The organism is Coleofasciculus sp. G3-WIS-01, from assembly GCF_040223135.1.
Taxonomy (GTDB): Bacteria; Cyanobacteriota; Cyanobacteriia; order Cyanobacteriales; family Coleofasciculaceae; genus Coleofasciculus.
Map to the genome: position 1 here is coordinate 23,024 of NZ_JAVJZI010000281.1, position 11,392 is coordinate 34,415.

Consider the following 11,392-nt stretch of genomic DNA (forward strand, 5'->3'; position numbering starts at 1 on the left):
CCGTTTGATTGTCAAATCGGATTTCCGGTTCCCTCCCCTGATCAAGGGGAGGGTTAGGGAGGGGTCAGATCAAGGTATGGCTTTATTTTTGAAGCTTCAGTTGACACCAATGACCGAACTGCGCTATTTATTCCCTGTGTTCTAAGCTTAATTTAGCAATCATAACTTATATAGCAGATTACTTTGACTCTTTGCTTAACCGATTCGCTTCCTGTGTTTCGGCTGAAGGAATAAGCCATCGATTTTCTTGAGCTTGTTTAGGCGTTAAACAAACCAGACTTGCCTGATTTTCTCGACAAATGTTCCCATTTAACCAATAGGGTTTACTCCAGATTTGCCAATTGGGTGTAGCCAGAATCGAGGAAATGGATGGATCAGATCGTGATTCTGGATAGATTGGCTGAGAACCTCCACCCGCTTGTGCCTTTGACAAAAATAAACCAAAGAACAACAATTTCAACAAAAATATCTTGCTCCAAAATATTGTCTTTGTAGCCAAGAATCTATTCATGATCTTTACTCCTGATGTCAAGGTAGGGCACATTGGCAAAGGGCGCACGTCGGTCATCCGTGTCAACTTAAGACTTTGTATGACTAGCGATCAAAGTTTAGATCCCCCTAAATCCCCCATGGAACAAAAAGCGAAGCATCCTCTGGCTTCCCCCTTTTTAAGGGGGACGGGAGGGGGATCAAAAGGGGGACTTTGATTAATTTCTGGTTCCCCCCTTTTCCCCCCCTTTCAAAGGGGGGCTAGGGGGGATGGGGGGCTAGGGGGGATCTCTGATTAAGTAAGGGTTTCAGCCTTAAGTTGACACCAATGCACGTCGGTGCGCCCCTACAGATAATCTGTGTTGCACCAAAAGGAGAACCGTTATAGGTGATGAGCCGGGGTTGACAAGGTTTTAGCCAAGTCAACCCTAAGCTAAACGATTATGGCGACTCAATCGAATGCTGATTAACGATTAGTTAGTGCGCCAACGTTGATTAGGATTATTGCGATCACATTGCCACAAATGAACCGGTCCACCGTCTTTGCGATCGGGCATATCGAGACAGAGGTTAGTATTAGCCCGTTTGATTTGTAAATAGCCACCACCCAAATCATTCAAAGCCCAGTTTTGATCTGGATCACTTGGGTTGCAGGGCCAAACATTCACCCGTTTGCCATTATCAAGATAATGAGCATTGAGACATTTACCTGTGGATTTGTGCTTTAACAACGTTCCCCAGTTTCCCCGTGACTGTTCAAAATGTTGGTCTGGATCACGATCATTGCGTCGCCATGATGACATAATCGGATAGCCATCAATACGAGAAAAGTTATTGTTCGTATTCATGGCGTAGTCACCAATAAAGTAAGTTTTCTGTCCACTAGGAGGGTTGGAACTGTTTCCGCGAGACCAAAAAGATACGTAACGGTTACCATTAACAGGCGTACTAAATTTGATAACTGTAACGTTATTACAACCAGAATCAGAAAATCCACTACGTGATTGGTTCGCACCGCGTACAGAAATAGTGCCATCGGAATTAACTCTTTCCACTACTCCCACATGACCATAAGTTCTGTCAGCACCCCGAAACTCTTTCTCCATAACGACAATTGCACCGGGTTGAACTCCAACTTGGCGAAACCCATTGTTTTGCAAATAACCGTTATTCCAATCCTTAGCATGAGGGAAATTCCAGGTTAACCCAAAGCGTTTCGCCACATAATCCGTACACCAACACCACCTTGAACTTGTCGCCGCACTAGGGTTGGGGTTCAACAGAGAAACAATAGGCAAAATAGCTGCCGTTGTTGCTGCGATCGCAGAAATGAAACGTTTAGTCTTCATAATTCTTGTCCTGCAATAAAAATTTGCCTGGAAACAAGCAAAAAGCCGGAGAAGCGGATCACTTAAATCCACTTCACCGGCTTCGTGAGACTCACACCCATCAAATGCCTGGTGTATCTAACAGATATTGACTGATTTGTCCTTGTGCCTCAGCAGTGCCAGTCCTCTCAACTGTGCGACACGACCTGAGACAATCCTCAAAACTTTGTGCTGAATCCTATAGCTGATAAGGGTTACCGACTAGGGAGGGAGACTACGCGATCGCATCCCCCATTTTTGGCTTAATTCTCTTCTGGTCTGCTTCTTACTGGGGAAACTTGAAAAGCAAGAACGCTAACACCAGTGCCAAATTAACGAACGATAGTATCCTAACAATGAATTTCCTCCGGAAAACGAAACTTTTATATTTCTTTACAATCATGGATTGCCACTAACTTAAGAGAAATGGCAAGCACCTTAAGCGGAATGTCGTAAACTTGGACGCGAGCCGGGTTGACTGGAGCATGACATTCCGTTTCCGACTGTAGTTGATGAAAAAGCAGAAAACGTACCGTTCACCTTCTGTTCAACTTCCTGATTCGTAATCACATAACGGTAAGAAGTTGAACCCTGAATAATCACCCGGATTTTGTCCTCCTTAAATCGTTCGCTACTCACCTCTATACGTCCAAAACCCGTTTCACTCCACGCCTGAAGCAGGATTGTCTCCAAGCGTTGCAGGAACTCATCGATATTCGGGGTAGTAGAATGGGATGACATAACTGATGCCTCTAGGATACTGATTGTTGCTGGCGATATGTCCAACTAAATCCATTAAATATCCTATGTCCCTAGAAAAACCTACCCGAAGGTATCAAAAGGTATCAAAAGGTATCAACTTCAAACTTTTCCTAAACTGGGTAATTAACCGCAGCGACACGAGACTTGATCATCTGCTCCCCCGGCTTCTCCCTTGATTCCGTCTGACTCTGTTGTGAGGTAAAAACCTGACGATTTTGAAATAAAATAAACGCAGCTACGGTAATTAAAAAATAACCAAAAATCTTTTGTAACTGTTGGGCTTTTACATACTGCGCCAAATACGCCCCACCTAAAATCCCCACACTCGCCGCCACAATAAACGAACCCATTAATCCCCAATCAAGGGGAACTTGTCCCAAATATCCCAGAAATCCAGCCACCGAGTTACAGGCAATAATTAATAATGAAGTCCCCACAGCTTCCTTCATCGGCGTATTTCCTAATAATACCAACGCTGGAACGATCGCAAACCCACCCCCAACCCCGACTAAACCCGTCAATACGCCCACTCCTAGCCCTTCAGTTAGCATCCACAACCAACAATATTTACACACTGGTGCAGGATAATACTGCAAGTCGTGATCGGGTTTAGTTGATTTACTACTTTTGCGGATCATAAATCCAGCCGCAATCATCATCATTACCGCAAATAAAATAAGCTGAAACGTTCCGCTGACAAAAAAGGCTAACTTTGCCCCCAAAAACGCGCCCAACATCGTCGCCGCGCCGAACATAAACGCCTTTTTAAAATTCACATTTCCTCGCCGCCAGTGCGGGATAACCCCAATCAGGCTAACGGTTCCCACGATAACCAACGTCATCGCGATCGCGCTTTTCGCTTCCACCCCCATTACATACACTAAAATGGGCAAGGCTAGCACCGAACCACCGCCACCCATTAACCCCAAACTAATACCAATTCCGGCGGCGAGAATTAGCCCAATTATCCAAGTCACCATTTGTCATTTATCCTTGGTCATTTTTAATTGGTCAACACCCTGTAGGGTGGGCATTGCCCACCAACCTTAAATCAGTAACCTATCACATTTAAACTCTTTGGTTGTAAGGAAGTTTTGCCAGTAACATACCCATCGCACAGGTTCCACTCACCCCAGCAAAGACCAATCCTGCACCAACAAAACCACTCAAAATTAAAAACGAAGGAGAGACAAACGCGCCCAATACGGTTCCCGTAAAGACTAATGTACCTGCCACAATTTGCACTTGTCGGAATAAACTAATTGGGGCATTTTTATTCACCTGGGTTTGATAACCAGCCGCTTTCCAAGTTGGCAATCCGCCTTGAAGATGGGTCACGGATTCAAATCCCGAATCGAAGAGTTTTTGGGCGGCTTTTTGCGAGCGATTCCCGCTTTGACAGTACAATACAACCTGTTGATCTGTTTCCGGTTTAACCTCTGCGGGATTCAGGTTAGACAGTGGCATTAATTTTGCCCCAGGAATATGTTCGCTAGCATATTCTCCCGGTTCCCGCACGTCAATGAGCATCACTTGTTGACGATCCAGCCATTGTTTTAAGGTTTGGGCATTAATTTCTTGTAGATTGTTGGCATTGGCTAAAACCATGAGTTTTTCTCCTTATCTATGTGCAAAAGTTTCTAACTTAACCTATTGGTGTAGATTTCTACAGAAATCCCTGTTATTTTATGCTTTAATCGCTACTTTGCCACAGCGTTCGTTAGCGGGAACAGCTTCCATAATCTTTTTGGGGTCAGGAAGATTTAGGTTATTCATCAATTCGATAAAGCTGGCGCGATCGCGATTCGCTAATCGGGGATTCCATTGCTTTTCTTCGCCAATTGTGGATACGGTATGTCCCCGATAATCATGACTGGGATACACCAGAGTTGCATCGGGTAAACTAAATAACTTTTGGGTAATGGAATCAAATAACGTGCCTGCATCACCGCTTTGGAAATCAGTTCGACCGCATCCCCGAATTAACAGAGAATCCCCCGTGAGGACGCGATCGCGATTCACCCAATAGGCGTTATGACTATCGGTATGACCCGGAGTTGCGATCGCCACAATCTCAACTGAACCCACCATTAATACCTCACCATCCCCCAAAAAGCGGTCAGCACAAGTAGCAGAGGCATTTTGGGGAACCACACCCTGACATTGGGTTAACTGGCGCAGTTGGGCGGTTCCGGTGACGTGATCGGCGTGAATGTGGGTTTCTAGGCAATACTGTAGGGTTAATCCCAACTCTTCTATAAGTTTGCGATCGCGATCCACCTGTTCTTTGACCGGATCGACCAAAATGGCGTCTTTTGTGGTTAAATCAGCGATGAGGTAGGTATAGGTGCTGGTTTCACTGTCAAACAGTTGACGAAATAGCATTGGCTCATCTCCCTATGACTGTTTTGATCTACTTATTTACTAAATTACTATCTAGCTATATTGACATTATCTCAGCCTAGGCATACCTGTCAAGAGGGAGATGGGGAGATGCATGCATTCGTAGGGGTGAAGCATTCGCGCCCAAATCTATCGGTTTTCTACCAAAGTCCCAACGCGAATGCTTCACCCAATCCCCGGTTTGCCAATCCCCGGTTTGCCAATCCCCGGTTCGCCAATCCCCGGTTTGCCAATCCCCGGTTTGCCAATCCCCGGTTCGCCAATGACCAATGACCAATGACCAATGACCAATGACCAATGACCCATAACAAACTCGCTAAAATAAACAAAAGTAGAGTCAGGAGCCAGTTTACTGGAAGTCGCCTATCGAAACGATCTATGGCAATCTTGTCGGCTTAAAGCCCAGCCAACTCAAACAACTGCAACGCCTATATCAACAGCGCTTACCCGGCGATCACTTGACCACGCCGGAATTTGCCCAAAGGTTAGCCGCGATTAGCGCGGATATCAAACAGCCACTGTGTACCTACCTAAATCGCCGAGGACAGGTGATTCGGGTAGGAGTAGGAACACCAACTCAAACCAAAATCCCCCCATTGGAATTACCCCGCTATGGTGCAGAACGATTGTGTGGGATTCGCTGCATTGCGACTCAACTCAAATCACATACCCTGCGTAACGCCGACTTAACCGCCATGGCGATTCAGCGTTTGGATGCTTTAGTCATGCTCACCGTGAGTGAGTCGGGATTTGAACGGCGGGGTGGTGGCGCCACCGGATATGTGCAAGAAACCTATTTAGCCCATCTGATTCCAGTTACTCAGTCCTCCAGACAAGATGGTGATGGTCAACCCAATTGGCTTATGTCCCCACCATTAAGTCTGGATCTGTTGACAAAACAAGATTTCTTGGATTTAGTCGAAGGACTCGAAGCCGAATTTCGCCGTGAATTTATCGCCCAACATGTCGATGTCGATCAAGATCGGGTGTTGATTGTGGGGGTGATCACAGGGGATATAACCAAGGAACGCTTTGAAGATGGGTTAGCCGAAATTGCCCGACTGGTGCAAACCGCCGGAGGGGAAGTATTACAGACGATGCGACAGAAGCGATCGCACCCCCATCCCCAAACCGTTGTCGGCGCGGGAAAAGTGCAGGAAATTGCCCTGACGGTGCAGACATTAGGGGCAAATCTGGTTGTATTTGACCGCGACTTATCCCCCGCCCAAGTCCGCAACTTAGAAGCCCAAACCGGGGTACGAGTCGTTGATCGCACTGAAGTAATATTAGATATATTCGCCCAACGCGCCCAATCCCGTGCCGGTAAATTACAGGTCGAATTAGCGCAGTTAGAATACATGATGCCACGCCTGACAGGTCGAGGTCAAGCTATGTCCCGGTTAGGGGGCGGAATTGGCACTCGCGGTCCTGGGGAAACCAAACTGGAAACCGAACGCCGTGCAATTCAGCGCCGGATTGCCCGATTGCAACAAGAGGTGAACCAGTTGCAGGCACATCGATCGCGGATGCGACAACGACGCCAGAAGCAGGATGTACCGACTATTTCTGTTGTTGGTTACACAAATGCGGGCAAATCGACGTTGTTAAATACATTAACTAATGCCGAAGTCTACACAGCCGATCAATTGTTTGCCACCCTCGATCCCACCACCCGACGCCTACCGATTACCGAGACGGAGACAGGGGAATCGATTAATATTCTGCTAACCGATACCGTGGGATTCATTCACGAATTACCACCCCCCCTCGTCGATTCCTTCCGCGCCACCCTAGAAGAGGTGACAGAAGCCGATGCTTTAATACATCTGGTGGATTTATCCCATCCCGCATGGCAAAATCATATTCGTTCAGTCATGTCCATTTTGGCAGACATGCCCGTGACACCAGGACCGATTTTGGTGGTGTTTAATAAGATTGACCAAGCAGACAGCGATACCCTAGCCGTAGCCCAAGAGGAATTTCCCCAAGGGGTATTTATTTCTGCTAGCCAGCGGTTAGGGCTAGAAACCCTACGACAGAAATTAGCCCAGTTAGTTGAGTACGCGATCGCACCGCAATAAATTTTGAGTTTTGAGTTCTGTGTAGGGGCGGGTTTCACTACTATCTTTTTGGTTACACCCAGATGTAACTAAACCCGCCCCTAAACCCGCCCCGACTTTATCCGTCGCTTCCCTAGTCGGACAGGGTTTTGAATGCAATACTTCTGTGAGGAATGACAAATGACGAAATATCCGTTGTGTTAGATTATTGGATGGATATAGAGTGCATCGTTGAGCAAACATTATTGAGTTAGGCGAGTTATGAAAAATAAGCCCTCACATCTGGATCAGTATATCCGATCACTCACACCATTAACAGCTCTTGTCTTTGCCGTAGAAATCAGTTTTGGCACAACCGCCGCACAAGCCCTACAATTTAACTTTAGTCCGTCATCGGGGACTTCTCAACAGGCGATCAATGGATTCACGGCGGCTGGAGAGCTTTGGTCTGATCTATTAATCGATGATGTTACCATCAACATTAACATTGGCTTTGAGTCGCTGGGTTCTGGCATTTTAGGTCAGGCGAGTAGCAACAGAGTTGGCAGTAAATATGCTAATGTTCGCAATGCCTTAAGCAATGACCGATTATCTACGGATGATTATATAGCCGTTGCCAATCTGCAAACTGGTTCGTTTCTTGATTTTCTGACGACCGATCCATTCTCGGGTAATAGGATCAGGGATAATAATGACACCAGCAATAATTATTATCTGGATATCAACCGAGCAAATGCCAAGGCTCTCGGCTTAATCAGAGGGAACCATCGCTCGACTGATGCGACGATTAAATTTAACAGTGACTTCAATTTCGACTTTAATCGTAGTAATGGAATTAGCAGCAGTGCTTTCGATTTCGTGGGCATAGCGGCTCATGAAATCGGTCATGCTTTGGGGTTTTCCAGTGGCGTAGATACTGTAGACTACTATTCCGAACCCGATGGACTAGGCGCTCCCTTATCACTTGATGGGTACAGAATTTTTAGCCCACTGGATCTATTTCGCTACTCTGAAAATAGTGCCAACTGGGGTATTTTGGACTTAGCCGCTGGTAGCACGGCGTATTTTTCCATTGATGGGGGGGAAACAAACCTGGGTTTATTTGCTACGGGTAGCTATAACGGAGATGGACGCCAAGCCAGTCACTGGAAGGATAACCAAAGTTTGGGAATCATGAACCCCAGAGTAGGAAGTGGCGAACTCTTAAGCATTAGCGATTTGGATTTGCAAGCATTTGATGTTATTGGTTGGAATCTGGCAAGTAATAGTACAGGTTCTGCTAATAGTCTTCTCAGTACATCCACGGATAACCCGGTTTCCGATATCGAGAATTTTGCCGTTGCTAATCAGTCCTTGACGAGTACAGATGATGTAACCTCAGTACCAGAACCAACCTCCGTGGTTGGGTTAATCGCCCTGGGTGTAGGATTCGGGTTACAGAGGTGTTGGCGCATTAGACGTTAGTTAGCCTCGCCTCTTTCCCAGGCTCCGCCTGGGAATGCCTCTGTTGAGGCTCTGCCTCCCAATGTCGTGGCTTTAGCCGCAAAGACGTCCATTATCATGGCACGGCGAGAAGACCTAAGAAAATCTAGGGCTCGCATCCCTTACTACGGACGAAGGAAATGGCTGCTTATGTTACTAAATACCGCTTCAGAAAACTTTCTAATGATTCCATGTTCAAATTGTAGACTGACTCAATCTCGGCAATTTGTTCCGAAGTACAGAAAAACTCATTCGTCAGTAAGGTTCGTAACGTATTTAACCCATTACGAACTTTGGGATTGACCAACTCTAAGGCAGTTTTTACCCCATCAAAGACAAATAAGGGCGGATTAATAACAATCGGTTCTCGATTAAATACGCGACCAAAAATTTGAGGGATATCTTCCCGTTTCAGAATATCAGCTCCCCCCACGGGGAAAATGCGATTGTGTGCCGCTTCAATGCTAATCGAATCAACAGCAATTTTTGCCAAATCATCGGTACTCACAATAGACGAGCGATGTTTGGGGTTTCCGTTGAGCAGATAAACTCCAGTTTGGCGAAATTGCTCTGCTAATGGTAAAAGATTGGAGGCAAAACCAGAAGGGCGAAGAATCGTATAAGTGATATCACTCCCTTGTAAATACTTTTCCACGGCTCGCTTCGCCTTAAAAACTGGCGCATTTTGATACTCTCGTTCTGCACCTAACACTGAAATATAAACAAACTGTTTAACTCCCTGTACTTTTGCCTGATCAATCAATTCTCGATTGGCTCGATAATCGAGGGCTTGAGCATCACCTCCAGAACCGTGGGCGCTAATAATATAATCAATCCCCTGACAGGCTTTTTCAATATCTCTATCGTGGCGCAAATCCCCAATAAAAACTTCCGCGCCTCGGTTTTCTAATTCCTTGTAATTCGACGATAACCGAACAAATGCCCGTACAGGTAATTCCCGTTCCCTTAATACCCGGACAATCCGGCGTCCTAATCCTCCAGTAGCGCCCGTAACTAAATACATAAAAACCTCCTCTGCGTTAATATAAAGGGCGACCATAACCTCTGTAGGGGCGGGTTTTACTACTATCTTTTCGATTGCACCTTGATGTGACTAAACCCGCCCTGTTTTTGGAATTGTTCTTTAGAGTTTGTAGTCAGCGATGCAAGCGCTTATGGCACTAAAGTGCCTACTACAAACCCGGCTTTAAGTGAGTGCCATTCATCTTAACTCTCAAACTCAACAATAACAGGTGCATGATCGCTCGGTTTCTCCAGGGTTCTGGGTTCTACATCAATCCTACAACTGGTTGCCGCCTCATATAACTTTGGCGTCAGATAATGATGGTCAATTCGCCAACCTCGGTTACGGCTAAACCCACCATGGCGATAATCCCACCAGCTAAAATGTCCCCCGTCTTGAGTAAACTTACGAAACGCATCCCCTAAGCCTAGCGCCAACACCTCCTCTAAGGCTTGGCGTTCTGCTGGCGATGCCATGATATGCTTTTCTTTATTCTGGGGATTATGAATATCTCGATCATCGGGAGCAATGTTAAAATCCCCACAGATACAGAGTTCATGAGACTGAGTATCTAAGAGCGATCGCACATACTCCTGTAACAGTTTTAACCAGCGCAATTTATAAGTATATTTCTCACTTCCCACCTCAGCACCATTGGGAACATAGAGATTAATAATCCGAATGCCATCCAGGATACCTGTAATCACCCGCTTTTGCCCATCCAATTCCCCCACATCCTCCGGCGTCAACACTCCCGTAAACCCCACACTCACCGCTTCTAAAGGTTTACGGCTAAAAAGTGCCACCCCGTTATAGGATTTTTGCCCCGACACATAGAGATGATAACCTAAGTCTTCAAAGTGCGATCGCGGAAATTGCTCATCAACGACTTTGGTTTCCTGCAAACACAGCACATCCACAGGATTTGCGGTTAACCACTGACAGACATGATCTTGGCGGGTGCGAATTGAGTTAACATTCCAGGTAGCGATTTTCATAATATTGTCTATATTTATTTAACTCGCGAGGAGGTTAGGGGGAGCAATCAGTCCTACATCATCATCTTTGATTCGTACAGACGTGACAATGGAACGTCTCCGGTGGAACTATTTTAAGTGATGTCAATCTGACGTTTCACGCCATCTGGAAAAATCAACATCAAACCTAACCCCCCAGCCCCCTTTATACCCCCCTTTATACCCCCCCTTTATACCCCCCTTTATACCCCCCTTTCAAAGGGGGGCTAGGGGGGATAAGGGCAAGGGGGGATAAGGGCAAGGGGGGATGGGGGCTAGGGGGGATGGGGGCAAGGGGGGATGGGGGCTAGGGGGGATGGGGGCTAGGGGGGATGGAGAGAGGTTTTCCAGATCCCGTGAAAAGTAAGGATGTCAATAGCCCTCAAACCCTGACAAATGACGTAGCTTGCTTCTCCACCTTTAACGTTAATATCCATCTACTGAAGGTTCTATCGTGAAACACAGACATTTAGGGTTAATTGGACTCATTTCCCTATCGGGGATAACCAGTCTCCTCTTTGGCACACCAGCCTTCGCCACAACGGTTGAGCTAATACCGCCGAGGATAGCCCAACAGACGGCTAACTCCGATGCGGCTGACCAAATATATGGCGAAGCAGACGAACTCTTTCAACAAGGAACAGCCGAATCATTGCGACAGGCAATTCCTAAATTTGAACAAGCCGTCAGACTCTATCGCCAAGCGGGTAATCAAGGTAAGGAAGCTGTATCTCTCAATAATATTGGCTATATCTACTCCTCATTAGGACAAAAGCAGCAAGCCTTAGA

The 11,392-nt window shown here is 46.3% G+C and carries 12 protein-coding genes and 1 pseudogene; 3 read left to right on the forward strand and 10 right to left on the reverse strand.

Going from position 1 to position 11,392, the window contains the following annotated elements; all coding sequences use genetic code 11:
* Nucleotides 1-178: 178 nt before the first annotated feature.
* The 7 genes from RIM23_RS29840 to RIM23_RS29870 all read right to left on the reverse strand — a co-directional run bounded on the left by RIM23_RS29840 (nt 179) and on the right by RIM23_RS29870 (nt 5,350).
* A complete protein-coding gene (locus tag RIM23_RS29840; RefSeq protein WP_446372016.1) occupies nt 179-511 on the reverse strand; it encodes a hypothetical protein in 333 nt (110 codons plus the stop codon).
* A 451-nt stretch (nt 512-962) separates the two neighbouring features.
* Nucleotides 963-1,838, reverse strand: a complete 876-nt coding sequence (locus RIM23_RS29845; RefSeq protein WP_446372018.1) for a ricin-type beta-trefoil lectin domain protein — start codon at nt 1,836-1,838, stop codon at nt 963-965.
* 456 nt (nt 1,839-2,294) lie between these two features.
* Complete coding sequence (locus RIM23_RS29850; RefSeq protein WP_446372020.1) at nt 2,295-2,597, reverse strand: hypothetical protein; 303 nt, start codon at nt 2,595-2,597, stop codon at nt 2,295-2,297.
* Nucleotides 2,598-2,728: 131 nt separating this feature from the next.
* On the reverse strand, nt 2,729-3,598 hold the full coding sequence (locus RIM23_RS29855; protein ID WP_446372022.1) for a sulfite exporter TauE/SafE family protein: 870 nt from the start codon (nt 3,596-3,598) through the stop codon (nt 2,729-2,731).
* 88 nt (nt 3,599-3,686) lie between these two features.
* Nucleotides 3,687-4,226, reverse strand: coding sequence for a rhodanese-like domain-containing protein (locus RIM23_RS29860; RefSeq protein ID WP_446372024.1), 540 nt, complete (start codon nt 4,224-4,226; stop codon nt 3,687-3,689).
* A gap of 78 nt (nt 4,227-4,304) precedes the next feature.
* Complete coding sequence (locus RIM23_RS29865) at nt 4,305-5,003, reverse strand: MBL fold metallo-hydrolase (protein WP_446372026.1); 699 nt, start codon at nt 5,001-5,003, stop codon at nt 4,305-4,307.
* A 158-nt stretch (nt 5,004-5,161) separates the two neighbouring features.
* Nucleotides 5,162-5,350 carry a hypothetical protein gene (locus RIM23_RS29870; RefSeq protein ID WP_446372028.1) on the reverse strand — a complete coding sequence of 63 codons (189 nt, stop codon included), beginning with the start codon at nt 5,348-5,350 and terminating at the stop codon, nt 5,162-5,164.
* A 36-nt stretch (nt 5,351-5,386) separates the two neighbouring features.
* On the opposite strand from RIM23_RS29870, the gene hflX reads away from it, so the two are divergent.
* Nucleotides 5,387-7,102 carry a GTPase HflX gene (gene hflX / locus RIM23_RS29875; RefSeq protein WP_446372038.1) on the forward strand — a complete coding sequence of 572 codons (1,716 nt, stop codon included), beginning with the start codon at nt 5,387-5,389 and terminating at the stop codon, nt 7,100-7,102.
* Here hflX and RIM23_RS29880 read toward each other — a convergent pair.
* Nucleotides 7,073-7,324 (reverse strand): hypothetical protein, encoded by a 252-nt coding sequence (locus RIM23_RS29880; protein WP_446372030.1) that lies wholly within the window; start codon nt 7,322-7,324, stop codon nt 7,073-7,075. The two genes, hflX and RIM23_RS29880, sit on opposite strands and share 30 nt — an antisense overlap.
* 18 nt (nt 7,325-7,342) lie before the next feature.
* Here RIM23_RS29880 and RIM23_RS29885 point away from each other — a divergent pair, with 18 nt between their 5' ends.
* Nucleotides 7,343-8,545, forward strand: a complete 1,203-nt coding sequence (locus RIM23_RS29885) for an NF038122 family metalloprotease (protein ID WP_446372032.1) — start codon at nt 7,343-7,345, stop codon at nt 8,543-8,545.
* A 166-nt stretch (nt 8,546-8,711) separates the two neighbouring features.
* Here RIM23_RS29885 and RIM23_RS29890 read toward each other — a convergent pair whose 3' ends face one another.
* Nucleotides 8,712-9,587 carry an SDR family oxidoreductase gene (locus tag RIM23_RS29890; RefSeq protein ID WP_446372034.1) on the reverse strand — a complete coding sequence of 292 codons (876 nt, stop codon included), beginning with the start codon at nt 9,585-9,587 and terminating at the stop codon, nt 8,712-8,714.
* 203 nt (nt 9,588-9,790) lie between these two features.
* Nucleotides 9,791-10,585, reverse strand: a complete 795-nt coding sequence (xth, locus tag RIM23_RS29895; RefSeq protein ID WP_446372036.1) for an exodeoxyribonuclease III — start codon at nt 10,583-10,585, stop codon at nt 9,791-9,793.
* Nucleotides 10,586-11,057: 472 nt separating this feature from the next.
* On the opposite strand from xth, the pseudogene RIM23_RS29900 reads away from it, so the two are divergent.
* Nucleotides 11,058-11,392: pseudogene (locus tag RIM23_RS29900) on the forward strand (hypothetical protein); the annotation flags it as partial.

Excerpts from the sequence above, each read along its gene's own strand:
- RIM23_RS29840 (WP_446372016.1), bottom strand. The coding sequence starts at position 511 with ATGAATAGATTCTTGGCTACAAAGACAATATTTTGGAGCAAGATATTT.
- RIM23_RS29845 (WP_446372018.1), bottom strand. The coding sequence starts at position 1,838 with ATGAAGACTAAACGTTTCATTTCTGCGATCGCAGCAACAACGGCAGCT.
- RIM23_RS29850 (WP_446372020.1), bottom strand. The coding sequence starts at position 2,597 with ATGTCATCCCATTCTACTACCCCGAATATCGATGAGTTCCTGCAACGC.
- RIM23_RS29855 (WP_446372022.1), bottom strand. The coding sequence starts at position 3,598 with ATGGTGACTTGGATAATTGGGCTAATTCTCGCCGCCGGAATTGGTATT.
- RIM23_RS29860 (WP_446372024.1), bottom strand. The coding sequence starts at position 4,226 with ATGGTTTTAGCCAATGCCAACAATCTACAAGAAATTAATGCCCAAACC.
- RIM23_RS29865 (WP_446372026.1), bottom strand. The coding sequence starts at position 5,003 with ATGCTATTTCGTCAACTGTTTGACAGTGAAACCAGCACCTATACCTAC.
- RIM23_RS29880 (WP_446372030.1), bottom strand. The coding sequence starts at position 7,324 with ATGTTTGCTCAACGATGCACTCTATATCCATCCAATAATCTAACACAA.
- RIM23_RS29885 (WP_446372032.1), top strand. The coding sequence starts at position 7,343 with ATGAAAAATAAGCCCTCACATCTGGATCAGTATATCCGATCACTCACA.
- RIM23_RS29890 (WP_446372034.1), bottom strand. The coding sequence starts at position 9,587 with ATGTATTTAGTTACGGGCGCTACTGGAGGATTAGGACGCCGGATTGTC.
- xth (WP_446372036.1), bottom strand. The coding sequence starts at position 10,585 with ATGAAAATCGCTACCTGGAATGTTAACTCAATTCGCACCCGCCAAGAT.